At 69.6% G+C, this 24,832-nt stretch carries 24 protein-coding genes and 1 pseudogene; 12 read left to right on the top strand and 13 right to left on the bottom strand.

The genetic code is table 11. From position 1 onward, the window contains the following. The first annotated feature begins 79 nt into the window (after positions 1-79). The 6 genes from zwf (at position 80) to ACODTB_RS20715 (ending at position 6,947) form a co-directional block, all read left to right on the top strand. Positions 80-1,555, top strand: a complete 1,476-nt coding sequence (zwf, locus tag ACODTB_RS20740) for a glucose-6-phosphate dehydrogenase (protein WP_291113085.1) — start codon at positions 80-82, stop codon at positions 1,553-1,555. Between the two features lie 4 nt (positions 1,556-1,559). Beyond that, the gene (gene pgl, locus ACODTB_RS20735) at positions 1,560-2,300 is read left to right on the top strand and encodes a 6-phosphogluconolactonase (RefSeq protein ID WP_291113083.1); all 741 of its coding nucleotides are present in this window, start codon (positions 1,560-1,562) and stop codon (positions 2,298-2,300) included. 13 nt (positions 2,301-2,313) lie between these two features. Beyond that, positions 2,314-4,197 carry a phosphogluconate dehydratase gene (edd, locus tag ACODTB_RS20730; protein ID WP_291113081.1) on the top strand — a complete coding sequence of 628 codons (1,884 nt, stop codon included), beginning with the start codon at positions 2,314-2,316 and terminating at the stop codon, positions 4,195-4,197. Between the two features lie 11 nt (positions 4,198-4,208). After that, positions 4,209-4,847 (top strand): bifunctional 4-hydroxy-2-oxoglutarate aldolase/2-dehydro-3-deoxy-phosphogluconate aldolase, encoded by a 639-nt coding sequence (gene eda, locus ACODTB_RS20725; protein ID WP_291113079.1) that lies wholly within the window; start codon positions 4,209-4,211, stop codon positions 4,845-4,847. Positions 4,848-4,869: 22 nt separating this feature from the next. After that, on the top strand, positions 4,870-6,444 hold the full coding sequence (pgi, locus tag ACODTB_RS20720; protein WP_488929702.1) for a glucose-6-phosphate isomerase: 1,575 nt from the start codon (positions 4,870-4,872) through the stop codon (positions 6,442-6,444). Between the two features lie 155 nt (positions 6,445-6,599). Next, positions 6,600-6,947, top strand: coding sequence for a hypothetical protein (locus ACODTB_RS20715; RefSeq protein WP_291113075.1), 348 nt, complete (start codon positions 6,600-6,602; stop codon positions 6,945-6,947). 162 nt (positions 6,948-7,109) lie between these two features. Here ACODTB_RS20715 and ACODTB_RS20710 read toward each other — a convergent pair whose 3' ends face one another. Further along, entirely contained in the window at positions 7,110-7,853 is a 744-nt protein-coding gene (locus ACODTB_RS20710) for an SDR family oxidoreductase (RefSeq protein WP_291113073.1), read from the bottom strand. Positions 7,854-7,962: 109 nt separating this feature from the next. Here ACODTB_RS20710 and ACODTB_RS20705 point away from each other — a divergent pair, with 109 nt between their 5' ends. Then, entirely contained in the window at positions 7,963-8,853 is an 891-nt protein-coding gene (locus tag ACODTB_RS20705; RefSeq protein WP_291113071.1) for a LysR family transcriptional regulator, read from the top strand. After that, positions 8,828-8,971, top strand: coding sequence for a DUF6691 family protein (locus ACODTB_RS20700; protein ID WP_291113070.1), 144 nt, complete (start codon positions 8,828-8,830; stop codon positions 8,969-8,971). Before ACODTB_RS20705 ends, ACODTB_RS20700 begins: the two co-directional genes overlap by 26 nt. Positions 8,972-8,981: 10 nt before the next feature. On the opposite strand, the gene ACODTB_RS20695 is transcribed toward ACODTB_RS20700, so the two are convergent. The 4 genes from ACODTB_RS20695 to ACODTB_RS20680 are packed head-to-tail and all read right to left on the bottom strand — an operon-like array spanning position 8,982 to position 12,361. Further along, entirely contained in the window at positions 8,982-10,004 is a 1,023-nt protein-coding gene (locus ACODTB_RS20695; RefSeq protein ID WP_291113068.1) for a TRAP transporter substrate-binding protein, read from the bottom strand. A 32-nt stretch (positions 10,005-10,036) separates the two neighbouring features. Further along, positions 10,037-11,329: a TRAP transporter large permease gene (locus tag ACODTB_RS20690; protein WP_291113066.1), complete on the bottom strand. Its 1,293-nt coding sequence runs from the start codon at positions 11,327-11,329 to the stop codon at positions 10,037-10,039. Between the two features lie 4 nt (positions 11,330-11,333). Next, positions 11,334-11,825, bottom strand: coding sequence for a TRAP transporter small permease subunit (locus ACODTB_RS20685; protein ID WP_291113064.1), 492 nt, complete (start codon positions 11,823-11,825; stop codon positions 11,334-11,336). Further along, complete coding sequence (locus ACODTB_RS20680) at positions 11,822-12,361, bottom strand: gluconokinase (protein ID WP_291113062.1); 540 nt, start codon at positions 12,359-12,361, stop codon at positions 11,822-11,824. The genes ACODTB_RS20685 and ACODTB_RS20680 overlap by 4 nt, the downstream gene beginning before the upstream one ends. A 120-nt stretch (positions 12,362-12,481) precedes the next feature. Here ACODTB_RS20680 and gntR point away from each other — a divergent pair, with 120 nt between their 5' ends. Continuing rightward, positions 12,482-13,567, top strand: a complete 1,086-nt coding sequence (gntR, locus tag ACODTB_RS20675; RefSeq protein WP_488929701.1) for an HTH-type transcriptional regulator GntR — start codon at positions 12,482-12,484, stop codon at positions 13,565-13,567. Positions 13,568-13,585: 18 nt separating this feature from the next. Here the strand turns inward: gntR and ACODTB_RS20670 are convergent, their stop codons facing one another. Together ACODTB_RS20670 and ACODTB_RS20665 are read right to left on the bottom strand one after the other, a co-directional pair. Beyond that, positions 13,586-14,116: an SRPBCC family protein gene (locus tag ACODTB_RS20670; RefSeq protein WP_291113058.1), complete on the bottom strand. Its 531-nt coding sequence runs from the start codon at positions 14,114-14,116 to the stop codon at positions 13,586-13,588. Further along, positions 14,113-14,478 carry an ArsR/SmtB family transcription factor gene (locus tag ACODTB_RS20665; RefSeq protein WP_291113056.1) on the bottom strand — a complete coding sequence of 122 codons (366 nt, stop codon included), beginning with the start codon at positions 14,476-14,478 and terminating at the stop codon, positions 14,113-14,115. The genes ACODTB_RS20670 and ACODTB_RS20665 overlap by 4 nt, the downstream gene beginning before the upstream one ends. Before the next feature lie 98 nt (positions 14,479-14,576). On the opposite strand from ACODTB_RS20665, the gene ACODTB_RS20660 reads away from it, so the two are divergent. After that, the gene (locus tag ACODTB_RS20660) at positions 14,577-14,864 is read left to right on the top strand and encodes a DUF1330 domain-containing protein (RefSeq protein WP_291113054.1); all 288 of its coding nucleotides are present in this window, start codon (positions 14,577-14,579) and stop codon (positions 14,862-14,864) included. Here ACODTB_RS20660 and creD read toward each other — a convergent pair. From creD to creB, 3 genes are all read right to left on the bottom strand, one after another. Beyond that, entirely contained in the window at positions 14,858-16,195 is a 1,338-nt protein-coding gene (creD, locus tag ACODTB_RS20655; protein ID WP_291113052.1) for a cell envelope integrity protein CreD, read from the bottom strand. The two genes, ACODTB_RS20660 and creD, sit on opposite strands and share 7 nt — an antisense overlap. A 94-nt stretch (positions 16,196-16,289) precedes the next feature. Further along, entirely contained in the window at positions 16,290-17,729 is a 1,440-nt protein-coding gene (gene creC / locus ACODTB_RS20650; protein ID WP_291113050.1) for a two-component system sensor histidine kinase CreC, read from the bottom strand. Positions 17,730-17,731: 2 nt separating this feature from the next. Further along, positions 17,732-18,430 carry a two-component system response regulator CreB gene (creB, locus tag ACODTB_RS20645; protein WP_291113048.1) on the bottom strand — a complete coding sequence of 233 codons (699 nt, stop codon included), beginning with the start codon at positions 18,428-18,430 and terminating at the stop codon, positions 17,732-17,734. A 138-nt stretch (positions 18,431-18,568) separates the two neighbouring features. On the opposite strand from creB, the gene ACODTB_RS20640 reads away from it, so the two are divergent. Then, positions 18,569-20,890: a penicillin-binding protein 1A gene (locus ACODTB_RS20640; protein ID WP_291113046.1), complete on the top strand. Its 2,322-nt coding sequence runs from the start codon at positions 18,569-18,571 to the stop codon at positions 20,888-20,890. 69 nt (positions 20,891-20,959) lie between these two features. Next, a complete protein-coding gene (locus ACODTB_RS20635) occupies positions 20,960-21,790 on the top strand; it encodes a thioesterase family protein (RefSeq protein ID WP_291113044.1) in 831 nt (276 codons plus the stop codon). Positions 21,791-21,795: 5 nt separating this feature from the next. Here ACODTB_RS20635 and ACODTB_RS20630 read toward each other — a convergent pair whose 3' ends face one another. The 3 genes and pseudogenes from ACODTB_RS20630 to ACODTB_RS20620 all read right to left on the bottom strand — a co-directional run. Next, complete coding sequence (locus ACODTB_RS20630) at positions 21,796-22,776, bottom strand: NAD(P)H-dependent flavin oxidoreductase (RefSeq protein WP_291113042.1); 981 nt, start codon at positions 22,774-22,776, stop codon at positions 21,796-21,798. 88 nt (positions 22,777-22,864) lie between these two features. Beyond that, the gene (locus ACODTB_RS20625; protein ID WP_488929700.1) at positions 22,865-24,655 is read right to left on the bottom strand and encodes an acyl-CoA dehydrogenase; all 1,791 of its coding nucleotides are present in this window, start codon (positions 24,653-24,655) and stop codon (positions 22,865-22,867) included. 79 nt (positions 24,656-24,734) lie between these two features. Then, positions 24,735-24,832, bottom strand: a pseudogene (locus ACODTB_RS20620) (electron transfer flavoprotein subunit alpha/FixB family protein); the annotation flags it as partial.

Below are 24,832 nucleotides of genomic sequence, written 5' to 3'. Positions count from 1 at the left end.
AGGCGTGGCCGGGTGAAAAGAACCCGCCATGTAACTTGATTACAATAAAATCCAAAATCACAAGTAACTAAATTAGATCATGGTCACAACGAATCCCGCCCCCACTCCCGCCGAACCGCTCGATCTGGTGATCTTCGGCGGTGTGGGCGACCTCTCGGTGCGCAAGCTGCTGCCCGCGCTCTACATGGCGCACCTGCACCGCAACCTGCCCGAGGCCACGCGCATCCACGCGCTGGGCCGCCAGCCCTGGGACCGTGAGACCTTCACCGCCTTCATCCACGAGAAGGTGCGCGGCTTCATCCCCCCCGAGACGCTGGACGAGACCGCCTGGCAAGGCTTCGTGGCGCGCCTGGGCTACGTGTGCCTCGACGCCACGCAGCCGGCCGACTTCGCCGCCCTGGCCGGCGCGCTGCAACCGGGCTCGGACCGCGTGTACTACCTCGCCACCGCGCCCACGCTGTTCACCGGCATCTGCGCCCACCTGCACGGCGCCGGCCTGATCGACGAGCGCTCGCGCGTGGTGCTGGAAAAGCCGCTGGGCCACGACCTCGCCTCGGCGCGCGCCATCAACGACGAGGTGGGCCGCTACTTCAGCGAGGGGCAGACCTTCCGCATCGACCACTACCTGGGCAAGGAGACGGTGCAGAACATGATGGTGCTGCGCTTTGGCAACACCATCTTCGAGCCGCTCTGGCGCAGCCCGTACATCAAGAGCGTGCAGATCACGGTGGCCGAGTCGGTCGGTGTGGGCAGCCGCGCCGGTTTCTACGACGGCACCGGCGCCCTGCGCGACATGGTGCAGAACCACCTGCTGCAGCTGCTGTGCATCGTGGCCATGGAGCCGCCGGTCTCGCTCGACCCCGATGCCGTGCGCGACGAGAAACTCAAGGTGCTGCGCTCGCTGCGCCCCATGACCGAGGCCGACGTGGCGCGCGACACCGTGCGCGGCCAGTACACCGCCGGCGCCTCCAACGGCGACAAGGCCGCGGGCTACCTGCAGGAAGCGAACGTGCCCGCCGACAGCACGACCGAAACCTTCGTGGCCCTGCGCGCGCACATCAACAACTGGCGCTGGGCCAACGTGCCGATCTTCCTGCGCACCGGCAAGCGCATGGCCGAGCGCCGCTCGGAGATCGTCATCGAGTTCGCCGACCTGCCGTACACCATCTTCCCCGACGCACCGCGCCAGCCGGTCAACCGCCTGATGATCCGCCTGCAACCCGAAGAACACGTGCAGCTGCAGATGATGGCCAAGGAACCCGGCAGCGGCATGCGCCTGCGCCCGGTGAGCCTGAACCTGGACCTCGAATCGGCCTTCAGCGCGCGCCGCGCCGAAGCCTACGAGCGCCTGCTCATGGACGTGATCAAGGGCCGCCTGACGCACTTCATGCGGCGCGATGAACTCGAAGCCGCCTGGACCTGGGTCGAGCCCATCCTCGAAGGCTGGAGCAACCTGAACGAGAAGCCCCGCCCCTACACCGCCGGCAGCTGGGGCCCTGCGGCCTCGTCCGCGCTGATGGCGCGCGAAGGCTCGGCCTGGGTGGAAGAAGCCTGACCCCATGAACGCGCTCGACCGCCCCCCACCCAACCCGCTGCAGGTGCACCCCGCCCGCAACGCGGCCGAACTCGCGGCGCAACTGGCCCTGCATGCCGCGCAGCGCCTGCGCGAGGCGATCGGTGCGCGCGGCCACGCGGTGCTCGCGGTCTCGGGCGGCAAGTCGCCGGTGGCGATGTTCGAACGCCTGCGCGAGCAGCCGGTGGAATGGGCCCATGTGAGCGTGCTGCTGGTGGACGAGCGCTGCGTGCCCCACGATCACCCCGAGAGCAACACCGCCCTGGTGCGCACCCACCTGCTGCAGGGCGCCGCCGCCGCCGCCCGCTTCGTGCCCTTCTTCGATCGCCTGCCCACCGTGCTCGACGACGCCGCGCTCGCGGCCCTGGCCGACGGCGCCAACCACCGCCTGGCCACCCAGCCCTGGCCCATGGACCTGGCCGTGCTCGGCATGGGCGAAGACGGCCACACCGCCTCGATCTTTCCGGGCGCACCCGGCCTGGCCCGCGCGCTGCACGGCAGCGGGCCGGTCACCTGGCAGCGCCCGGCCGAAGCGTCGCGCGCGCCGCACGCGCGCCTCACCCTCACCCTGCCCGCCCTGCTGGCCACGCGCGAGCTGGCCCTGTCCCTCAGCGGCGCGAGCAAGCTCGCCGTGTACCAGCAGGCCCGGCTCGCCGCCGACGAAAGCCTGCCCGTTTCACTGGTGCTGAACCAGCACCTCACGCCGGTCAGTGTCTGGCTGGCCTGAACGAGATCCCAAAATGACCACCACGAACACCCCCCTGCACCCCACCCTGGCCCGCGTCACCGAGCGCATCACCGAGCGCAGCGCCGCCACCCGCGCCACCTACCTGGCCGCCATGGCCGCTCAGCGCAAGAAGGGCACGCAGCGCACCGGCATGGGCTGCGCCAACATGGCCCACACGACGGCCGCGCTGCCCCTGGCCGACAAGCTCCAGATCCACGCCGAACGCGCGCCGCACCTGGGCATCGTCACCGCGTACAACGACATGCTCTCGGCGCACCAGCCCTACGAGACCTACCCGCAGAAGATCCGCGACCACGCGCACGGCCTGGGCGCCACGGTGCAAGTGGCCGGCGGTGTGCCCGCCATGTGCGACGGCATCACGCAGGGCGCGGCGGGCATGGAGCTCTCGCTGTTCTCGCGCGACGTGATCGCGCTCTCCACCGCCGTCGCGCTCTCGCACAACGTGTTCGACGCCGCGCTCATGCTCGGCATCTGCGACAAGATCGTGCCCGGCCTGTTCATGGGCGCGCTGCAGTTCGGCCACCTGAGCACCGTGTTCGTGCCCGCCGGCCCCATGACCTCGGGCCTCTCGAACGACGCCAAGGCCAAGGTGCGCCAGCAGTACGCGCAAGGCCTGGTGGGCCGCGACGCGCTGCTCGAATCGGAGGCCCAGGCCTACCACAGCCCCGGCACCTGCACCTTCTACGGCACGGCCAACAGCAACCAGATGCTGATGGAGATCATGGGCCTGCACCTGCCCGGCGCGTCCTTCGTCAACCCAGGCACGCCGCTGCGCGAGGCGCTCACCCTGGGCGCGGTCAAGCGCGCGGTGGCCAACACCGGCCGCACCGGCGAACCCGCACTGAGCCTGGCCGACATCGTGACCGAGAAGACCCTGGTCAACGGCATCGTCGGCCTGCTGGCCACGGGCGGCTCGACCAACCACACGCTGCACCTGGTGGCCATGGCGCGCGCCGCCGGCGTGCTGATCGACTGGGACGATTTCGCCGAGCTCTCACACGTGGTGCCGCTGCTGGCGCGCGTCTACCCCAACGGCAGCGCGGACGTGAACCACTTCCATGCGGCCGGCGGCATGGGTTACCTGATGCATCAGCTGCTGACCGCCGGCCTGCTGCACGCCGACGTGAACACCGTGATGGGCGCGGGCCTGGACAGCTACACGCGCGAGCCCTGGCTCGACAGCGGCCAGCTCGCCTGGCGCCCGGTGCCCGAACAGAGCGGCGACCTCTCGGTGCTGCGGCCGGTGAGCGCGCCCTTCAGCGCCGACGGCGGGCTGCGCCTGCTGCAGGGCAACCTGGGGCGCAGCGTGGTGAAGGTCTCGGCGGTGAAGCCCGAGCACCGCGTGGTGCGCGCCCAGGCCGTGGTCGTGAGCGACCAGCAGGACCTGCTGACCCTGTTCAACGAAGGCAAGCTGGAACGCGACCTGATCGCCGTGGTGCGCTACCAGGGCCCGCGCGCCAACGGCATGCCCGAGCTGCACAAGCTCACGCCGCCGCTGGCCGTGCTGCAGGACAAGGGCTTCAAGGTGGCGCTGGTCACCGACGGCCGCATGTCCGGCGCCTCGGGCAAAGTGCCCGCGGCCATCCACCTCAGCCCCGAGGCCCTGTCCAATGGACCGATCGCGCGCGTGCGCGACGGCGACTGGATCACGCTCGATTGCGAGCGCGGCGTGCTCGAACTCGAGGTCAATGCCCGCACCCTGGCCCGCCGCCGCATCAAACACCCCGACCTCAGCGCCAACGAACACGGCAGCGGGCGCGAACTGTTCGGCCTGTTCCGCGAAAATGCGGGCGCGGCCGAATCGGGCGCCTCGCCCCTGTTCGCCCCGCTGGCGGTGAACCGCCCCGTGGCCCCCGTTGCAACCCCCACCGCCTGAACCCAGACACCATGACGACCACCTGCTTCACCCGCCCTGCTTTCACCGCCCGTGTCGTGCCCGTCATCGTCCTGAGCGACGAGGCCCAGGCCGTGCCGCTGGCGCATGCGCTGCTCGAAGGCGGCATCGACGTGATGGAGATCACCCTGCGCTCGGGCGTCGCGCTGCGCGCCATCGAGGCCGTGGCGCGCGCCGTGCCCAGGATGCACCTGGGCGCCGGCACCGTCACGCGCGCGGCCGAGGTGACCCAGGTGGTGAACGCAGGCGCGAAATTTGCCCTCTCACCGGGATGTTCCGAGTCTCTCGTGGACGCGGTCAAGGCCGCGAAACTGCCCTTCATTCCCGGCGTGATGACGCCCAGCGAGGTGATGCGCGCGCGCGACCACGGCTTCACCCTCATGAAGCTGTTCCCCGCCGCGCAGGCCGGCGGCATCGGCATGCTCAAGGCATTGGGCGCGCCGCTGCCCGACGTGCGCTTCTGCCCCACTGGCGGCGTGAGCCCTGAGAACCTGCGCGAGATCCTGGCCCTGCCCAACGTGGCGATGGCCGGCGGCTCCTGGCTCACGCCCTCGGACGCGCTGCGCCAGGGCGACTGGAAACGCATCGCCCGCCTCGCGCGCGAAGCCACCACACTGGCCACCGCCGTCTGACGCCACCGCACGCCACCAACCCATGACCCTGCCCACCACCCTGCCCGCCTGGGCCCAACTGCAATCCCTGGCCGGGGCAGCGCAGCCCCATCTGCGCGAGCTGCTGCCCGCCGACACCGGCCGCGCCGAGCGCATGGCGCTGCGCGCCGCAGGCATCACGCTGGACGCGAGCCGCCAGCGCGTCTCGCCCGCCATCCAGCAGGCGCTGCTGGCGCTGGCCGAGCAGGCCGGCGTGGCGGCCCGGCGCGACGCCATGTTCCGCGGCGAGCCCATCAACACCACCGAAGGCCGACCCGTGCTGCACGTGGCGCTGCGCGGCGACCCGCTGCACACCGGGCCCTGGGGCGCGGACGTGCAGAAGGCCGTGCAGGTCGAACTGGCCCGCGTCTGCGACTTCGCCGAGGCCCTGCGCGCGGGCACGGTGCGCGGGCACAGCGGCGAGGCCATCACCGACGTGGTGAACATCGGCATCGGCGGCTCCGACCTCGGCCCGCGCATGGCGGCCGACGCACTGGCACACCTGGCCCACCCCGGCGTGCGAGTCCACTATGTCTCCAACCCCGATGCCTGGGCGCTGTGGAGCGTGCTGCGCGGGCTGGACGCGGCGCGCACGCTGTTCATCGTCTCCAGCAAGACCTTCACCACCCAGGAAACGCTCACCAACGCCGCCAGCGCGCGGCGCTGGCTGAGCGACCACGGCTGCCCCGCCGAGGCGGTGGGCCGGCACCTGGTGGCCATCACCGCCAGCCCGGCGCAGGCCGCGAAGCTGGGTTACCCGGCCGAGCGCACCTTCCTGTTCTGGGACTGGGTGGGCGGGCGCTATTCCGTGTGGTCGGCGCTGGGCCTGCCGCTGGCCATCGCCATCGGCACCGAGCACTTCCGCCTCTTCCTGGCCGGCGCGCGGGCGATGGACGAGCACTTCTGCAGCGCGCCGCTGGCGCAAAACCTGCCGGTGCAGCTGGCCCTGAACGGCATCTGGAACCGCAACTTCCTGGGCCTGCCGACGCAGTTGATCGTGCCCTACGCGTCGCGCCTCGTGCGCTTCACGCCCTTCGTGCAGCAGATGGACATGGAGTCCAACGGCAAGCGCACCCACACCGACGGCACGCCCGCCACGGTGGACACCGGCCCCATCGTCTGGGGCGGGCTGGGCATCGACGGGCAACACGCCTACTTCCAGCTGATCCACCAGGGCCGGCACACCGTGCCGGTGGACTTCATCGGCGTGCAGAACGAGGACACGCCCCTGCCGCTGGCCGCGACGCACCACGAAGTGGTCAACCTCAACCTGCGCGCCCAGGCCGAAGCGATGGCGCGCGGGCGTTCGCTGGCTGACACGCAGGCGCTGCTGCAGAAGGACGGCATGAGCGAAGCCGATGCCCGGGCCACGGCGCCGCACCGCAGTTTCGAGGGCAACATCCCGAGCCACATCCTCTGGCTCGACCGGCTGGATCCCTCGCGCCTGGGGGCGCTGATCGCCCTGTACGAGCACAAGGTGTTCACCCAGGCCGCGATCTGGCGCATCAACGCCTTCGACCAGTGGGGCGTGGAGCTGGGCAAGACCATGGCCAAGGCGATGGAGCAGGCCGCCCGCTGAGCCTGGTGGCAGCAACGGGGCGTAAGCGGGCCCAAACCGTGCCTTGTCGCGCAAAAATGCGGCAAAAAATACCGTATCGGGTATAAACGCAAAAGTTCCCGAAAGGGCAGGCGCTATTCCATCAGGTTCGGCACACACGGACAGCATCCACCAGCATGCAAAGAGTCAAGACCTTCCTCAGCAGCCTGACGTCGATCCTCACGCCGAATTCGGAGTCCGCGCCCAAGGCGCCCGACCCGAGGGCGATGGTCCTGATCCAGAAATCGATGCTCCGCCTGCTGGGTGTGCGAGGCGCCGAACTCAACCCCCAGCTGGAACACCGCATCCGCTACGCCTCCAGCATCGAGGCCCTCTGGTTCCTGCGCGCCGACCTGGCCCAGGCCCTGTGCCTGCAGCGCGACGAATCCAGCGCCCTGGCGGCCGTCTCCGACCTCACGCCCCTCTTCGAGGGCAACGTCTCCAAGGCGCAGCTGCAGTCCTTCCAGCGCGGCCAACGCCGCTGAACGACCCACGAGGTGGCGCCAAGCGCCCCCCGTCACGCCTGAAGCCACGCCCCCCAGGGGCATCGAGGGTCCGGCTCCGCCGGCCCCAGATGCCGTCCCCCTCCCAGCCGAAGGCGCCAGAGAGGGGGAAGCCGCGAAGCGGCGCAGGGGGTGCCTCCTTCCTCACACCAGGCCGCCATTGGCGCGCAGCACCTGGCCATTGACCCAGCCGCCGGCCGGGCTCACCAGAAACCCCACCACCGAAGCGATGTCGTCCGGTTCGCCCAGCCGCTGCAGCGGCGGCATCTGGGCCAGCGCCTGGATCTGTTCGGGCGTCTTGCCGTCGAAGAACAGCGCAGTGGCCACCGGGCCGGGCGCCACCGCGTTGACCGTGATGCGGCGCCCGCGCAGTTCCTTGGCGAACACCTGGGTCAGCGACTCCACCGCCGCCTTGGAGGCGATGTACACGCTGTAGCCCGGCAGGTTCATCGCCACCGTGGTGCTGGAGAAGTTGACGATGCGCCCGCCCTCGTTCAGCCGCGTGGCGGCCTCGCGCAGCGTGTTGAAGGTGCCGCGCACGTTGGTGTCGAAGGTGCGGTCGTACAGGGCATCGCTGGTCTGCGCCAGCGGCACCGTCTGGAGCACCCCGGCGTTGTTCACCAGCACGTCCACCGGGCCGAGTTCGCGCTCGGTGATGTCGAAAAGGGCCCGCACTTCGTCGGCCTTCGACACGTCGGCCCGCACCGCGATGGCCCGGGCGCCGCCAGCGCGCAGCTCGGCCACCAGGGCATCGGCCTCGGGGGCGCTGTGGGCGTGGTTCACCACCACGGCGCAACCGTCGGCGGCCAGGCGGCGGGCCAACGCGGCACCGATGCCGCGCGAGGCGCCGGTGACGATGGCGACGGGGGAGGAGGCGTTGGAGCTCATGGGTTTTTCCTGAAAGTTGAAACGATGGCCCGATGATGGATCGTTCTCCCTGAAAGATCATTGCCTGGAAATTGGCAACATCGTTCGAATTTCATCAACAATAGCGCCCATGGACCGATTCCAGGAAATGCAGGTGTTCGTGCGCATCGCCGAGCGGGGCAGCTTCACGCAGGCGGCGGACGACCTGCAGCTGCCCCGCGCGACGGTGAGCAACCTGATCCAGCGGCTGGAGGCGCGCCTGGGCGTGCGCCTGCTGGAGCGCACCACGCGCACGGTGCGGCTCACGCCCGATGGCGAGGCCTACCGCCAGCGCTGCGTGGGCCTGCTGGCCGACCTCGAAGAAGCCGACGGCCTGTTCCGCCAGGCCGTGCCCAAGGGCCTGCTGCGGGTGAACCTGCAGGGCACGCTGGCGCGCCGCTTCGTCGTACCCGCCCTGCCCGCCTTCCTCGCGCGGCACCCGCTGCTGGAACTGCAGATCGGTGAGGATGACCGCCTGGTCGACCTGGTGCGCGAAGGCGTGGACTGCGTGCTGCGCGCCGGGCAGCTGCGCGACTCGTCCCTGGTGGCGCGTCGGGTGGCGCTGCTGCCGCAGCTCACCTGCGCCAGCGCGAGCTATCTCGCGCAATTCGGCGAGCCTCGGACCCTGGTCGACCTGGCCGGCCACCGCGCGGTGAACTACCTCTCCAGCGCCACGGGCCAGGCCCTGCCGATGGAGTTCACGGTGAACGGCGAAGTGCGCACGCTGAACCTGAACGGCCCGGTCTCGGTGACGGGGGCCGACGTCTACGCCGGCGCGGCGATCGCCGGCCTGGGCCTGGTGCAGGTCCCCCGCTACCGCGTGGCCGACGAACTGGCCTCGGGCCAGTTGCGCGAGGTGCTGGCGGACCTGCCACCGCCGCCGCTGCCGGTGTCGGTGCTGTATCCACAGAACCGCCAGCTCTCCGTGCGCGTGCGCGCCTTCGCGCAGTGGCTGGGTGAGCTGTTCGACACAGTCACCTGAGCACCCACTGGGTCAGCGGCGCACCACCAGTTTCTTCGGCGGCGCCATGCACCTGCCGCAAGCCACGCAGATCGACCGGCGCCTCGTGCTGGGCAGCCGGGTGTCGGGCGCGCGCTGATGAACCCGGCTTACTTCGCGGCGCGCGCCTTGGCCACGGCAGCCTGCGTTTCCTTCCACAGGTCCTCGCCCACGTTGGCGGCGATGCCCGAGTTCACGCCGGCGAGTTTTTCGCGCATGCGGTTGGCTTCGGCCGGCGAGAGCTGGTTGATCTGCATGCCCTTGCTCTTGAGATCGGCCAGCGCCTTGTCGGCCTCGGCGCGCGTGTCCTGGCGCTCGAAGTCGCGGCTCTTCTTCGCGGCGTCCAGCAGCACCTTGTGCTCGTCCTTGCTCAGGCCGTCCCAGTACTTCTTGCTCACCAGCACGATCCACGGGCTGTAGACGTGGTTGGTCACCGTGAGGTACTTCTGCACCTCGTAGAACTTGCTCGAGAGGATCGTGTTGTACGGGTTCTCCTGGCCGTCCACGGTCTTGGTCTCCAGCGCAGTGAACAGCTCGGAGAACGGCAGCGGCACGGCGTTGGCGCCCAGGGTCTTGAAGCTGTCGATGAACACGTTGTTCTGCATCACGCGCAGCTTGATGCCGTCCATGTCCTCGAGCTTGGTGACCGCGCGCTTGTTGTTGGTGAGGTTGCGGAAACCGTTCTCCCAGTACACCAGGCCGACCAGGCCTTTCTCCTGCAGCTTGTCCATCACCTTCTGGCCCACAGGGCCGTCGAGCACCACGTCGGCTTCCCTGGCGTTGTCGAACAGGAAGGGCGTGTCCCAGATCGCCATTTCCTTGGTGATGCCCACCAGGGTGGCGGTGGAGCCCACCATCATTTCCTGTGCGCCGCCGATCAGCGCCTGCTGCATCTGCACGTCCGAGCCGAGCGCGGCGGCGCCGATGGCGCGGATCTTCATCTTGCCGCCCGAGGCCTTTTCCACCTCTTCGACGAACAGCTTGGTGGCGCGGCCCTGGTTGGAGATCTCGTTGAGGCCGTAGCCGAAGCGGATGATGCGCGGCTTGATGTCCTGCGCCCAGCTGGCGGCGAAGGGAGTGGCGAGCGCGGCGGCCGCGGTGGCGGCGATGAGGGTGCGGCGCAAGAGGGTCATGGTTGTCTCCTTGAAGTGGGTGAATTGAGGCGTCAGCGCATCCAGGCCACGGGCGCGGTGACGATCTGCGGGAACACGATGAACAGGCCGAGAACGATGAGGTAGGTGATCAGGAAAGGGTTCACGCCCTTGATGACCTGGTGCATGGGCAGGCGCCCGACACCGGCCACCACGTTGAGCACGGTGCCCACGGGCGGCGTGACCAGGCCGATGGCGCCGTTGAGCACGAACATCAGGCCGAAGTACACCGGGTCGATGCCGGCCTTCACGGCGATGGGCAGCATCACCGGCGCGAAGATCAGGATGGTGGGCGTGAGGTCCAGCGCGGTGCCGATCGCCACCAGCACCAGCATCATCACCACCATCAGCACGCGCGGGTGTTCCACCAGCGGGCCCAGCCAGCCGGTGAGCGTGGACGGCAGGTCGGCCAGCGTGATCATGTAGCTGGCCACGGCGGCACCGGCGCACAGGAACATCACCACCGAGGTGGTGCTCGCGGCGCGCACCAGCGCGCTGTACAGCTCGGGCAGGCGCATCTCGCGGTGCACGAAGAGCGCGATCACCAGCGCATAGAACGCGGCCACCACGGCGGCCTCGGTGGGCGTGAAGATGCCGCTCTTCATGCCGCCGATGATGATCACCGGCATCACCAATGCCCAGACCGCGCGGCCCGTGAGGCGCAGGCGCTCGGCCATGGGCACCGGCGGCGAGCTGGTCAGCGTCATCTTGCGCAGCACCACGCGCCAGGCCACGACCAGCGCCACGCCCATCACCAGGCCGGGCACGATGCCCGAGATGAACAGCGCCGAGATCGAGGTGTTGGTGGTCACGCCGTAGATCACGAAGGCCATGGACGGCGGAATGATCGGCCCGATGACGCTGCCGGCAGCGATGAGCCCGGCCGACGAGGCCACCGGGTAGCCGTGCTTGCGCATCATGGGCAGCAGGATGGCGGACATCGCCGCCGCGTCGGCCAGCGCCGAGCCCGACATGGCCGAGAGCAGCACCGCCGCGCCGATGGCCACATAACCCAGCCCGCCGCGCACGTGGCCGACCCAGGCCTGCGCCATGTCGATGATGCGCTTGCTGATGCCGCCCGAGTTCATGAGCTCGCCAGCGAGGATGAAGAAGGGCACGGCCAGCAGCGGGAAGCTGTCGATGCCGGCCACCATGTTCTGCGCCAGCAGCTGGGTGTCCCAGAAGTCCATGACCCAGGCCATGGCGGCCCCGGTGAGCAGCAGCGCGAAGGCCATGTTCATGCCGATGCCCATGAGCACCAGCATGCCGGCGATGAAGACCACGAAGGCCAATGCTTCAACGCTCATCGTGTCACTCCATGTCCACCGCGTGGCCCAGGTCGAGCGGCGTGCGGCGCACGATCTCGACCAGCACCATGGCGCCGATGGCCAGCGAGCACAGCAGCGCCGGCAGGGGCAGCAGCGCCACCGGGTAACCCAGCACCACGGAGTGGCTGTCCATGCCCACCACCACCTGCTGCCACGCGCCCCGGCCCAGCAGCACGCAGGCCAGCAGCACCAGCAGGCGGATGGCCAGCGTGGCGAAGGCGAACGCGCGAGGCCGGTCGCGCAGCGCGCCGACCAGGCTGGTGAAGGCCATGTGCTGGCCCAGCGGGTAGGCGGCGGTCGCGCCCAGGAACACCATCCACACGAACAGCAGGCGCGAGAGTTCTTCGGTGGCGTTGATGCCGCTGTCGAAGCCGTAGCGCAACACCACGTTGGCGAACACGCAGACCACCATGCCCGCCAGGCACAGCGCGAGCAGGGCCTCGGCCCCGTGTTTCAAGACTTGCGATGGTTTCATGAGCGAAGCTCCAGGGAATGGGGGGTGGCGTTGCCGTGCACCCAGTGCACCACGGCCTCACCGAGTTCGGCCAGCGGGCGCGTGGCGTCCAGCGGCAGCACACCGGGCTCGCGGCGTGGGTCTTCCAGCGTGGCGAACTGGCTGGCCACCAGGCTCACCGGGAACAGATGGGCCGGGCGCGCGGCCACGCGGTCGCGCGCCTGCGCCTGCGTGAGTTCGAGAAACACGAAGCGCAGGCCCGGCACGGCGGCGCGCAGGCGGTCGCGGTAGCGCAGCTTGAGCGCCGAACAGGTCAGCACCACGCCGTCCGCGTGCACCTGCAACTGCTCGGCCAGGGTGTCGAGCCACACCGCGCGGTCGTCGTCGCTCAGGGGGATGCCGCCGCGCATCTTGGCGACGTTGCTGGCGGAGTGGAAATCGTCTCCCTCCAGCAAGGGCACGCCCAGCGTCCGGGCGCACAACTGGCCCAGGCTGGACTTGCCGCAACCCGCCACGCCCATGACGACGAGGGAGGTGTTCGGGGGCGATGCATTCATTTGGTAGCGCTGTCCCAACAGGATGAAAAAGAAAACCGGTCCTCATGTCCGACCGTGCCCGCCTTCCTGGCTGGGACATTGGTCGGCCTGTGGCACGATTCAGGGTAAATTCGGGTGTCCATGGCCTTGGACAGCGCTATCCTAACGCCAGCCTCACCGCCTCCAACACCGGGAAAACCCTTGGAACCGACCGAACGCAAGCGCCGCCACAGCGGCCGCACCACCCTCAGCGACGTGGCCCGCGCGGCCGACGTGAGCCCCATCACCGCCTCGCGCGCGCTGCGCGGCGAGCGCAGCGTGGCGGCCGAGCTGGTGGAGCGCGTCAAGCTCGCCGCCGAGCAGCTGGGCTATGTGCCCGACCCGGCGGCGCGCGCCCTTGCCTCCCAGCGCAGCACGCAGGTGCCGGTGCTGGTGCCGCTGCTGTCCAACGCGCTCTTCGTCGATGTGCTGGAGGCCGTGCACCGCACCCTGCTGCCCCACGGCTACCAAACCCTGATCGGCGTGACGCACTACGAGCCACGCGAGGAAGAGCAGTTGCTGCGCAGCTACCTCGCGCACCGGCCGGCGGGCCTGCTGCTCACCGGCTTCGATCGCACCGAGGCCGCGCGCCAGCTCATCGCCGGCAGCGGTGTGCCCTGCGTGCACCTGATGGAACTGACGCAGGCGCCCGGCGTGTACTGCGTGGGCTTCTCGCAGGTGGAAGCCGGCCATGCGATCACCGAGCACCTGGTGCAACGCGGGCGCCGGCGCATCGCCTTCGTGGCCGCGCAGCTGGACCCACGCACCATGCAGCGCGCCGAGGGCTACCGCCGCTGCCTGCGCCAGCACGGCCTGTACGACGCGAAGCTGGAGCTGCTGAGCCCGCAGCCTTCGTCCATGCAACTGGGCGGTGAGCTGCTCGAAGACCTGCTGCGCACCCGCCCCGAGGTGGACGCGGTGTTCTTCTGCAACGACGACCTGGCGCAGGGCGGCCTGCTGTGCGCGCTGCGCCTGAAGATCGAGGTGCCCGCGCGCATCGCGGTGGCGGGCTTCAACGACCTCTCGGGCAGCGACCAGATGGTGCCGCCCCTGACCACGGTGCGCACGCCGCGCCGCGCCATCGGCGAGGCCAGCGCGCAGATGCTGCTGAGCCTGATGCGCGGCGAGCTGCCGCCCAAGCCCTCGCTGGACCTGGGCTTCGAGCCCCTGATCCGCGGCAGCAGCTGAGCGCTCGCGCGCTTCGCCTCAGCCCATGAGGCGCGCGGCGTACTCCGCTTCCAGCCGGGTGTGCAGAGCCCAGAAGCCCTCGGTCAGCGAGCGTCCTTCCAGCCGCGCGCGCAGGATGGCGAGATGGGCATGCCAGCCGGCGGACACGCTGAGAACCTCGTCCACATCGGGCAGACGCGTATGCGTGATCTCCAGCAGCACCTGCCCGCCACGCGGATGGAGTTCGAAGCGCACCTCGGAATGCGCGTCCCAGGTGTAAGCCAGCACATGCGGTGGCTCGCAAGCCGTGATGCGACCCCGCAGGCGGTGTTCGCCGCTGGCGCTGCGGTACTTCTCGGGCACCGGATCGTCAACGGCAGCGAAATCCTGATGGCGAAAAACCAGTTCCACCGGCCCGCCCGGTGACAGCGCCATGTCGCCCGCCGCCATCCACTGGGCGCGCTTGTCGGATTCGGTCAGGTACGCCCACAGCCGTTCAATAGGGCCGGGCAGCAGGCGTTCGATGCGCACGGTGTCGGCGGCGGTGCGCACGCCATGGTCGTCGGTCATGGTTTTCTCCTGGGTTTGCGGGGGGAGCGGGACAGGTCCTCGGTCTTGAGCAGCGCCTCGAGTGCATCGACGCGTTGCTGCCAGAACTGTTCGTAGTGGCGAATCCATTCCATGCCGGCGTGCAGCGGCGCCGCGTCGAGCTCGCACAGGTGCGTGCGGCCGGTGACGGTGCGCCGGATGAGCCCGGCGCGTTCGAGCACCTGGATGTGCTTGGACACCGCCGCCAGCGAAATCTCGAACGGGGCCGCCAGCTCGCCCACAGGCAAGGGCTGAGCGCACAGCGTGCGCAACATGGCGCGCCGGGTCGGGTCGGCCAGCGCGTGGAACACCGCGTCGAGAGGGGACGTTTTATATTCAACCATGTGATTGAATATATCCAGCACCCCCCAGATAGTCAACCGAGTGATTGAATATTCCTGATCAACGGTAAGCTGCATGACAGGCCCCACCAGGAGACACCATGCCCGCCTACCTCTACGGCAACATCGACATCACCGACCCGGCCCTCTACGAGGAATACCGCCGCGAGGTGCCCGCCCTCATCGCCGCACACGGTGGCCGCTACCTGGTGCGTGGCGGCGCGGTGAAGGTGCTCGAAGGCCACGGCGTGCCAAACCGCCAGGTGATCCTCGAATTCCCCGACATGGCGCGGCTCGAGGCCTTCTACCACTCGCCCGAGTACCAGCGCCTGGTGGCGATCCGGCAGCGCGCCGCCAGCGGCACGCTGTTCGCCATCGAAGGCTATTGAGGCGGGGCGGATGCCCCCATCACGCTGTACCAGTCGACCTTGCGCGTCGCGACCATGATGGCGGCCAGCACGCCGAACATCAGCAGCGAGCCCATCATCAGCGCGTTGTCTTCCGAGATCAGGATGCCGTAGAGCACGCCATAGAGCGCCACCAGCAGGCCGCTCATGAGCAGACCCGGCGCCCAGCCGCCCAGCACGTGGCGCAGGTAGTGCGCCAGCAGACCGATGCAGGCCGCGCTGGCCACGAGGTAGGCCCAGACGAAGTCCAGGTGCTCGGCGATCGACAGCAACAGCAGGAAGAACAGCACCAGCGCGGCGCCGATCATCAGGTACTGCATGGGGTGGATGCGCCAGCGTTTCACCATCTCCAGCACGAAGAAGGCGGCGAAGGTGAGCACGATGAACATCATCCCGTACTTGGTCGCGCGCTCGGTCATGCGGTAGACGTCCACCGGGTTGCCGAGCGAGACGGAGAAGCTCTCGGGCGCACGCCGCGGCTCGCCGCCCTGCTGCACGAACTGCTGCTGCGCCTGGGTCGAGAGCGAGGGCACGCTCCACGCGGCATCGAAGCCCGAGGCGCTCACGCTGCGCGTGCGCGGCAGAAAGTCGCCGTCGAAGCTGGGGTGCGGCCAGCTCGATTGCAATTGCACGCGGTTCTCGTCGGCCAGCGGCACCCAGCCGATGCGGCCCGTGCCGGCGAGTTCGAGCTGCAGTTCGAAGGACAGCACCGCGCCGGGCCGCAGCTGGGCCGCGTCGAGCGAGGCGGCCAGCGGCAGGGGCAGCCGCTGCGCGGCCGGCCCGGGCGCCACGGCCAGCGCGCCGCCGTTGACCTTGAGCTGAGGCGCGTTGAGCAGGCCGCGCAAATCGCTCACGCCCATGAGCAGGCGTGGCTGGCCCAGGCTGATCTGGCCGTTCTTCTCGCGCGGCTCGACCTCGGTCCACACGAAGCGGCCGCTGCTCTGGTTCACGCTGGTGTAGACCGTGATCGGAAAGACGCCGCGCCAGCGCGTCTCGGTCGCGAGTTCGCTGCGGGTCTCCATCACCGTGGGAAAGCGGATCACCGCGTGCGACTGCGTCACGCGCTCCTCGCGCGTGTGGCCGGTCTCGCCCACGCTCACGGTGCGCGTGAAGGTCTCGGTGTAGGGCACGTACAGCACCGGTCCGGTGAGGGTCTGCGCGCCGGCGTGCGCGCGCGCCACCTCTTCGGTGGCGGCTTCGCGGTTCTGGCTGCGCTCCTGGATCAGGTCGCGCACCATCAGGAGGGGAATCGAGAGCAGCAGCATCAGCAGGCCGATGACCAGGACTTTGCTCAGCAGGGGGTATTTGTTCAAGTCGGGCTCCGTGGTGAGAACCCGGCCAGTCTGGCCCCGCCGTGCGAAGCGGCCGTGCGCTGCGGCAGCGTTTTGTGCAGTGGGTGTGAAACCCTCAGGCCGGCAGGCGCCAGCGGGCGATGCAGCCGCCGGGGGAGGACACGTTCTCCACCACCACCTGGCCGCCGTGCAGGTCGCTCACCTCCTTGACCAGGCACAGGCCCAGGCCCGAGCCCTTGTCCTGCCCCTCGCCGCGCGGCAGCGAGTAGAAGCGCTCGAACAGGCGCTCTCGCGCGTAGTCGGGAATGCCCGGTCCCTGGTCGCGCACCGACCACTCCACCTGGCCTCCTTCCTTGTGCAGGCGCAGCCAGAGCTCGCCCTGCGGCGGCGAGAAGTCGATCGCGTTGTCCAGCAGGTTCTGCAGGGCCTGGCCGATGAGGAAGGCATCGCCCTGCACCACCAGGCCCTGCCCGAGTTCGTCGCGCACGCGCAGCGACTTGCGGCGCAGGCGCGGTTCGAGCCGCTGCAGCAGCTCGCGCGTGAGCGCGCTCAGGTCCACCGGCTCGCGCGTGCCCAGGCCTTGCATCTGCTCCACGTGGGCCAGCTGCAGCAGCTTGTCCACCAGCAGGTGCAGGCGCTCGGCCTGCCGCTGCACGTTGCCGGCGAAGCGCTGCCGATCCGGCGCGGGCAGGTCTTCCTGCAGCAGCTCCGCCGCGCCCCGGATCGCGGCCAGCGGGCTCTTGAGCTCGTGCGTGAGCGTGTGCACGTAGCTCTCCACATAGGCCTTGTCCTCCAGCTTGAGCCGCATGCGCTCCAGCGCCACCGCCAGGTCGGCGAACTCGGTGCTGCCGCTCAAGCGACCGAGCACCGGCAGCGGCGCGCGCTCGCCGCGCGAGACCGCGTTCGCATACCCGCGCAGGCGCGAGAGCGAGCTCGCGATCCACCAGCTGAACAGCAGGCCGATGAGCAGGGACAGGCCCAGCAGCGCCCAGGACCAACGCAGGATGCGCTGCTCGCTGCGGTCGATGTAGGGCTGCAGGCGCTGGTTGGGGCGCGAGACGGTGAGCACACCGATGACGCGGTCGCCATCGCGGATCGGCGCGGCCACGTGCATCACCGTGTTGTCGGGGTCGTAGGGACTGGCGGGGCTGGAGCGCGCGCCGTACTCGCCGCGCAGCGTGCGCACCACGTCGTTCCAGCGCGAATGGTCCTGGCCGATGGCCTGCGGCTGCGTGTCGAAGCGCACGATGCCTTCGGCATCGGTGATGGTGATGCGGTAGTCGATGCGGTCCTTGCGAAAGCCCCCGATGTTGGCGCCGGGCCGCGCGGTGTCCAGGCCCTGCAGCGAGCGGGCGAAGAAGCCCTCGGCGATGGTGCCGGCCTTCATGTCGGGCGTGGCCAGTTGCGCCAGCGTGTAGGCGGCGTCGATCAGGCTGTCCTCCATGGCCAGGCGGGTGCCGGGTTTGACCTCGTCCAGCAGCACGCGCAGCACCACGAACAGCGCCAGGCCCAGCACCAGGAAGAACCCGACGAGCAGGCGCAGGCCGATGCGCATCGTCAGGGCAACCGCAGGGAATAACCCATGTGCCGGTGGGTCTGGATCACGTCCGCCACCAGGCCCCGCTCACGCAGCTTGGCGCGCAGCAGCTTGATGTGCGCGTCCACGGTGCGCTCCGAGGTGTGTGGTGCACCGCCCCAGACCAGCTCCATGAGTTCGGCGCGCGAGAAGATGCGCTGCGGCCGCCGCAGCAGCGTGGCCAGCAGCAGGAACTCGTAGCGCGTGAGCGCCAGCAGTTCGCCTTCGCAGGCGATGCGCTGCGCCTTCTCGTCCAGCGTGAGCAGGCCCGGGACCACCGGGGTGGGCGCGGCCACGGCGGCCGGGGCGCCACCGGCCGCGCTGCGGCGCAGGATGGCGCGCACGCGGGCGCACACCTCGCGCGGCGAGAACGGTTTGACCACATAGTCGTCGGCGCCCAGTTCCAGGCCCAGCACGCGGTCGATCTCCTCGTGGCGCGCGGTCAGGAACACGATGGGCAGCTCGCTGGTCTTGCGGATCGCGCGGCACACGTCGAAGCCGTTGCCGTCGGGCACGCCCACGTCCAGGATGGCGAGGTCCGGCGGTGCCTCTTCGAAGGCCGACAGCGCCTCGCGCGCCAGCCCCACGTGGCGCACCTCGAAGCCCTCGCTCTGCAGCGCGTACAGCAAGGTGTCGGCGATGGCCTGTTCGTCTTCCAGCAGCAGGATGCGCTTGCGCATGGCGTAGAGGGGGCGTTCGGATGGAGCGGGCCATCTTAACCAAGGCACTGGAATGGCCTGAAAGCCAGTCACAGCTGGTTACGAGCACGACCTTTGACCACACGCCGGCTTCACACGGGGGCGGGATAATTCCACCCCATGCTTCAGCTCACCCCACGCAGGACGGCTCTCGCCCTGGCGTTCTCCGCCGCCCTCATCGTGGCGTTCCCGGTCCCGGCGTCGACCTTCGACCTGCCCTCGCTCGACCGCATCGTCCACTACCAGCCCAAGCTGCCGCTGCAGGTCTACACCGCCGACGGCGAAGAGATCGCGCAGTTCGGCACCGAGCGGCGCGACTACGTGCCGCTCTCGCGCATGCCGATGCAGCTGCAGCAGGCCGTGCTGGCGGTGGAAGACGCGCGCTTTCGCGAACACTCGGGCGTGGACCCCAAGGGCATGGCGCGCGCGGTGCTGGCCGTGATCACCGGGGGGCGCAAGCAAGGCGCCTCCACCATCACGCAGCAGCTGGTGCGCACCATGCTGCTCACGCGCGAGTTCTCGGCCGAGCGCAAGGCCAAGGAAATCTGGCTGGCCCTCAAGCTGGAAGACGAGATCTCCAAGGACCGCATCCTGGAGATCTACATGAACGAGATCTTTCTGGGCCAGCGCGCCTATGGCTTCGCCGCCGCCTCGCAGATCTACTTCGGCAAGCCACTGGACAAGCTCTCGCTGGCCGAGACCGCCATGCTCGCGGGCCTGCCGCAGAACCCGTACTACGCCAACCCGGTGGCCAACTTCGAGCGCGCCACGCAGCGCCAGCGCGTGGTGCTCGAGCGCATGCGCGCCGTCGATGCGATCAACGACAAGCAACTCGCCGCCGCGCGCGCCGAGAAGCTGGTCATCCGCACCCCGGGCACGCGCAGCGTGCACGCGGCCCACGTGGCCGAGATGGCCCGGCGCGCCGTGGTCGAGCGCTTCGGCACCGAGGCCTATTCGAGCGGGCTGCGCGTGACCACCTCGCTGCGCGCGGCCGACCAGCGCGCGGCGCACACCGCCGTGCAGCGCGGCGTGCTGGCCTTCGAGCGCCGGGGCGCGTGGCGCGGCCCGGAAGACACCGAATCGCTGCCCTCGGGCAACGGCGCCGAGCTGGAGCGCGCCGCCGCCGAGGCGCTCAAGGACCACCGCGACGACGAAACCCTGCGCGTGGGCATCGTGCTCGCGGCCAGCCCGACGGCGCTGGAGGTGCAGCTGGCCAGCGGCGAACGCCTCACCATCCAGGGCGAAGGCCTGCGCTGGGCACAGAAGGCGCTGGACGCCAAGGCCAAGGCGCCCCTGAAGATCACGCGCGGCGCCATCGTGCGCGTGGTCGCCAACGGCAAGGCCAAGGACAAGAAGACGCCGCTGTGGGCCATCTCGCAGTGGCCCGAGGCCGAGGCCGCGCTCGTGGCGCTGGACCCGCAGACCGGCCGCGTGCGCGCGCTGGTGGGCGGCTTCGACTTCACCAACCAGCCGTTCAACCACGTGACTCAAGGCTGGCGCCAGCCGGGCTCGGCGCTGAAGCCCCTGCTCTACTCCGCCGCGCTGGAAGCGCGTGTGATGCCGGCCACGATGGTGGACGACCTGCCCTTCACCGCCGCCAACGGCTGGAGCCCGAACAACGCCAACGGCGAACACCAGGGCCCGATCTCGGTGCGCGAAGCGCTCAAGCGCTCGAGCAACCTGGCCAGCGTGCGCGTGCTGCAGCACACCGGCACGCAACCCGCGCGCGAATGGACCGGCCGCTTCGGCCTGGACGTGGCGCGCCAGCCCAACGACCTCACCCTGGCCCTGGGCACCGGCAGCGCGACGCCGCTGCAGATGGCCCAGGCCTACGCCACCCTGGCCAACGGTGGCTGGCCGGTGGCGCCGGTGGTGATCGAGAAGATCACCGACGCGCAGGGCAAGGTGCTGTTCGAAGCCCCGCCCGCGCCCGCGCTGACCGAAGAGACCCGTGCCATTCCCGCGCGCAACGCCTACGTGGTCGGCAGCCTGCTCAACGACGTGGCGCGCGCCGGCACCGCCGCGCGGGCCCAGGCCCTGCTCAAGCGACCCGACATCTACGGCAAGACCGGCACCACCAACGACGCGGTGGACGCCTGGTTCGCGGGCTACCAGCCCTCGCTGGCCGCGGCCGTGTGGGTGGGCTACGACAAGCCGCGCAGCCTGGGCGGCGGCGAGTCGGGCGGGCGCATCGCGCTGCCGATCTGGATCGACTACATGGGCGCGGCGCTCAAGGGCGTGCCGGTGGCGCAACCGCCCGCCCCGCCGGAAGGCCTGGTGCGCGATGGCGAGGACTGGCTGTACGCCGAATGGCACGACGGCGGCTGGGTGTCGCAGATCTCGGACACCAGCGGGGTGCAATACAAGACCCACATCGGCAGCGAGATCGGCAAGGTGTTCAACTCGTTCGGCGCCTGGCTGCGCGGCGAATCCAGGCCCTGAGCGAAGGCCCCTGAGCGCTGCACAGCGGCGACAGCCCCACGCGGACCGCGCACCTATCATCGGCTCACCATGAGCCCTGCCGCCCTCTCTTCCGACGCCGACGCCCTTCCCACCGCCGTGTTCGAACAGGACGGCACCCGCTGGCAGCCCAGCGTGCTGGCCCGCGGCCCCTGGGATGCCCGCGCCCAGCACGGCGGCGCGCCTTGTGCCCTGCTGGTGCATCTGGCCGAAAGCGCCCTGCCCGACCCGGCCTGGCAGCTCTCGCGCCTGAGCGTCGAGCTGATCAAGCCGGTGCCGGTGGCGCCGCTGACCTCGCGCCTGGACACCCACCCGGGTCGCTCCACCACGCGCATGACGATCGACCTCTTCGCTGACGATGTTCTGGTGGCCCGGGGCCATGCGCTCCTGGTGCGTGGGCAGCCGTTCGAGTTGCCGTCCGGCCTGCCGGGCTGGTCGCCGCAACGGCTGCAGCCGCTGCCCGACGAATGCCACGAGCGGCTGCGCATTCCAGGCCTGCCGGATGGTGTCTCGTTCTACCAGTCCGCCATGGACCACCGGATGGCTCAGGGCGATGCCGCGCAGCCCGGCCCGGCCGCCGCCTGGTTTCGCCTGAGTGTGCCGCTGGTGCACGGTCAGCCCAACTCCCCCGCCATGCGGGCGGCGGCAGCCGCCGATTTCGGCAACGGCCTGAGCTGGGTGCTGCCGGCCGAGCGCTACCTGTTCTCGAACGCCGACCTCAGTCTGCACCTGCACCGCCCACCCGAAGGCGAGTGGATCGGGCTGCGCTCGGAAACCCAGGCCCACGGTGGCGGCGTGGGCACCACCTTGTCACGTCTCTACGACGTGCGCGGCCCCATCGGCGTCGCGATCCAGACCCTGGTGATGCGCGAGCGCGCCTGAAGCGCTCAGCCCGCGCAGATGCGCGCCTTGGCCTCGGCGTACTCGCGCTTGAAGCGCGCCACCAGGTCGGCGGCGGGCAGCACCTCGCGGATCGCGCCGATGCCCTGACCGCAGCCCCAGATGTCGCGCCACGCCTTGGCTGCGTTGGCGCCCTCGCCGGTGGCGAAGTTCATCTTGCTCGGGTCGCTCTGCGGCAGGTTGTCCGGGTCCATGCCGGCGTTCTTGATGCTGCCCTTGAGGTAGTTGCCGTGGATGCCGGTGTAGAAGTTGCTGTAGACGATGTCGTCGGAGTTCGACGCGGTGATCATCTCCTTGTAGCCGTCCACCGCGCGCGCTTCCTCGGTGGCGATGAAGGCCGAGCCGATGTAGGCCAGGTCGGCACCCATGGCCTGCGCGGCCAGGATGGCGCCGCCCGAGGCGATGGCGCCCGAGAGCGCGATCGGGCCGCCGAACCACTCGCGGATTTCCTGCACCATCGCGAACGGGCTCTTCACGCTGGCGTGGCCACCGGCACCGGCGGCCACGGGGATCAGGCCGTCGGCGCCCTTGTCGATCGCCTTGTGCGCGAACACGTTGTTGATCACATCGTGCAGCACGATGCCACCCCAGGCGTGCACCGCCTGGTTCACGTCTTCGCGCGCGCCCAGGCTGGTGATCACGATCGGCACCTTGTACTTGGCGCACAGCTGCATGTCGTGCTCCAGCCGGTCGTTGCTCTTGTGCACGATCTGGTTGATCGCGAACGGCGCGGCCTTGTTGTCGGGGTTCGCCTTGTCGTGCGCGGCCAGGGCCTCGGTGATTTCGGCCAGCCATTCGTCGAGCTGCGAGGCCGGGCGGGCGTTGAGCGCGGGCATGGAGCCCACAACCCCGGCCTTGCACTGCGCGATCACGAGCTTGGGGTTGCTGATGATGAACAGCGGCGAGCCGATCACCGGGAACTTCAGGTTCTTGAGAACGGGCGGCAGGCTGCGGGCGGGTGCGGTCATGGTGTCTCCGTTGGGGTTCGTCAGGATTCTGGGGGCAGCGCGGGGCGAGGCCCTGTCGATGCGGCGACAGGGCCCGCGAAAACCGCGATCAGAAGGCCTCGATGGCGAGCGCGGTCACGGCCTCGGCGCCGTCCACGATGCTGTCGCGCACGCCCGGGGCGCGGCTGAGCAGGTGGTCGGCGTAGAAGCGCGCAGTGGTGACCTTGGCCTGCATGAAGGCCGTGTCCTTGCCTTGGGCCAGCTGGTCCTCGGCCACCATCAGCGCGCGCGCCATCTGCCAGCCCGCCACGAGATTGCCCGCGAGCATGAGGTAGGGCACGCTGCCGGCGAAGGCCGCGTTGGGGTTGGCGCGCGTGTTGGCGGCGATGAACTCGACCACGTCCACAAAGGCCTCGCGCGCGGCCTTCAGGCGCGCATGCACGGCCTTGGCGTTGGCGCTGCCGCGCTTGGCCAGCTCGGCTTCGGTCTTCTCGATCTGGGCCGCGATGGCCTTGGCGCCGGTGCCGCCGTCGCGCGCGGTCTTGCGGCCCACGAGGTCGTTGGCCTGGATGGCGGTCGTGCCTTCGTAGATGGTGAGGATCTTGGCGTCGCGGTAGTACTGCGCCGCACCCGTCTCCTCGATGAAGCCCATGCCGCCGTGCACCTGCACGCCCAGGCTGGTGACCTCCAGGCTCATCTCGGTGCTGTAGCCCTTGACCAGGGGCACCAGGAATTCGTAGAAGGCCGCGTTCTGCTTGCGCACCTCGGCATCAGGGTGGTGGTGGGTGGCGTCGTACGCCGCGGCGGCCACGCTGGCCATGGCGCGACAGCCTTCGGTGGACGCGCGCATGGTCATGAGCATGCGCTTCACATCCGGGTGGTGGATGATGGGCGCGGCCGTGCTCATCGAGCCATCGACCGGGCGGCTTTGCACGCGGTCCTTCGCGTAGCCCACGGCCTTCTGGTAGGCGCGTTCGGCGATGGCGATGCCTTGCACACCCACGGCGTAGCGCGCGGCGTTCATCATGATGAACATGTACTCCAGGCCCCGGTTTTCCTGGCCCACGAGGTAGCCCACGGCACCGCCGTGGTCGCCGTACTGCAGCACGGCGGTGGGGCTAGCCTTGATGCCCATCTTGTGCTCGATGCTCACGCAATGCACGTCGTTGCGCGCGCCCAGGGAGCCGTCCTGGTTCACCATGAACTTGGGCACCACGAACAGGCTGATGCCCTTCACGCCCTCGGGCGCGCCGGTCACGCGCGCGAGCACGAGGTGCACGATGTTCTCGGCCATGTCGTGCTCACCGTAGGTGATGAAGATCTTGGTGCCGAACACCTTGTAGCTGCCGTCGGGCTGCGGCTCGGCGCGGCTGCGCACGGCAGCGAGATCGGAGCCGGCCTGCGGCTCGGTCAGGTTCATGGTGCCGGTCCATTGGCCGCTCACCAGTTTTTCGAGGTAAGTCGCCTTGAGCTCGTCGGAGCCCGCGGTGAGCAGCGCTTCGATCGCGCCGTCCGTCAACAGCGGGCACAGCGCGAAACTCATGTTGGCGCTGTTGAGGATTTCGCCGCAGGCCGCGCCGATGGTCTTGGGCAGGCCCTGGCCGCCGAAGTCCACCGGGTGCTGCAAGCCCTGCCAGCCGCCCTCGGCGTACTGCTTGAAGGCGTCCTTGAAACCGGGCGTGGTGGTGACCACGCCGTCCTTGAACCACGAAGGGTTCTTGTCACCCTCGAAGTTCAGCGGTGCGATCACGCCTTCGTTGAGCTTGGCGCACTCCTCGAGCACGGCTTGCGCGGTTTCCAGGCCGGCTTCCTCGAAGCCGGGCATCTGTGCCACCTGGTCGATGCGGGCCAGGTGCTCGATGTCGAACAGCATGTCCTTGAGGGGGGCGGTGTAGCTCATCGTCTTGTCTCCGGGGGAAATTCAGGGGGCAGATGCGGCAAGGGCATCGCGAACGATGCCCTTGTCTTTCTCAAGCGGCTCAGAGTGCCTTGATCAACTCGGGCACGGCGGTGAACAGGTCCGCCTCCAGGCCGTAGTCGGCCACCGAGAAGATCGGGGCCTCGGGGTCCTTGTTGA

Source organism: Hydrogenophaga sp. FG152, from assembly GCF_057809615.1.
This window is presented reverse-complemented; position numbering and strand designations above follow the sequence as displayed.

Bases quoted from the DNA above. Each gene is read 5' to 3' on its own strand.
- ACODTB_RS20665 (WP_291113056.1), bottom strand. From the start codon at position 14,478: ATGGTTGAATATAAAACGTCCCCTCTCGACGCGGTGTTCCACGCGCTG.
- ACODTB_RS20670 (WP_291113058.1), bottom strand. From the start codon at position 14,116: ATGACCGACGACCATGGCGTGCGCACCGCCGCCGACACCGTGCGCATC.
- ACODTB_RS20680 (WP_291113062.1), bottom strand. From the start codon at position 12,361: ATGAATGCATCGCCCCCGAACACCTCCCTCGTCGTCATGGGCGTGGCG.
- ACODTB_RS20660 (WP_291113054.1), top strand. From the start codon at position 14,577: ATGCCCGCCTACCTCTACGGCAACATCGACATCACCGACCCGGCCCTC.
- pgi (WP_488929702.1), top strand. From the start codon at position 4,870: ATGACCCTGCCCACCACCCTGCCCGCCTGGGCCCAACTGCAATCCCTG.
- creC (WP_291113050.1), bottom strand. From the start codon at position 17,729: ATGCGCATCGGCCTGCGCCTGCTCGTCGGGTTCTTCCTGGTGCTGGGC.
- ACODTB_RS20710 (WP_291113073.1), bottom strand. From the start codon at position 7,853: ATGAGCTCCAACGCCTCCTCCCCCGTCGCCATCGTCACCGGCGCCTCG.
- gntR (WP_488929701.1), top strand. From the start codon at position 12,482: ATGGCCTTGGACAGCGCTATCCTAACGCCAGCCTCACCGCCTCCAACA.
- ACODTB_RS20690 (WP_291113066.1), bottom strand. From the start codon at position 11,329: ATGAGCGTTGAAGCATTGGCCTTCGTGGTCTTCATCGCCGGCATGCTG.
- ACODTB_RS20685 (WP_291113064.1), bottom strand. From the start codon at position 11,825: ATGAAACCATCGCAAGTCTTGAAACACGGGGCCGAGGCCCTGCTCGCG.
- ACODTB_RS20640 (WP_291113046.1), top strand. From the start codon at position 18,569: ATGCTTCAGCTCACCCCACGCAGGACGGCTCTCGCCCTGGCGTTCTCC.
- ACODTB_RS20705 (WP_291113071.1), top strand. From the start codon at position 7,963: ATGGACCGATTCCAGGAAATGCAGGTGTTCGTGCGCATCGCCGAGCGG.
- pgl (WP_291113083.1), top strand. From the start codon at position 1,560: ATGAACGCGCTCGACCGCCCCCCACCCAACCCGCTGCAGGTGCACCCC.
- ACODTB_RS20625 (WP_488929700.1), bottom strand. From the start codon at position 24,655: ATGAGCTACACCGCCCCCCTCAAGGACATGCTGTTCGACATCGAGCAC.
- edd (WP_291113081.1), top strand. From the start codon at position 2,314: ATGACCACCACGAACACCCCCCTGCACCCCACCCTGGCCCGCGTCACC.
- ACODTB_RS20715 (WP_291113075.1), top strand. From the start codon at position 6,600: ATGCAAAGAGTCAAGACCTTCCTCAGCAGCCTGACGTCGATCCTCACG.
- eda (WP_291113079.1), top strand. From the start codon at position 4,209: ATGACGACCACCTGCTTCACCCGCCCTGCTTTCACCGCCCGTGTCGTG.
- ACODTB_RS20630 (WP_291113042.1), bottom strand. From the start codon at position 22,776: ATGACCGCACCCGCCCGCAGCCTGCCGCCCGTTCTCAAGAACCTGAAG.
- ACODTB_RS20695 (WP_291113068.1), bottom strand. From the start codon at position 10,004: ATGACCCTCTTGCGCCGCACCCTCATCGCCGCCACCGCGGCCGCCGCG.
- creB (WP_291113048.1), bottom strand. From the start codon at position 18,430: ATGCGCAAGCGCATCCTGCTGCTGGAAGACGAACAGGCCATCGCCGAC.
- zwf (WP_291113085.1), top strand. From the start codon at position 80: ATGGTCACAACGAATCCCGCCCCCACTCCCGCCGAACCGCTCGATCTG.
- ACODTB_RS20635 (WP_291113044.1), top strand. From the start codon at position 20,960: ATGAGCCCTGCCGCCCTCTCTTCCGACGCCGACGCCCTTCCCACCGCC.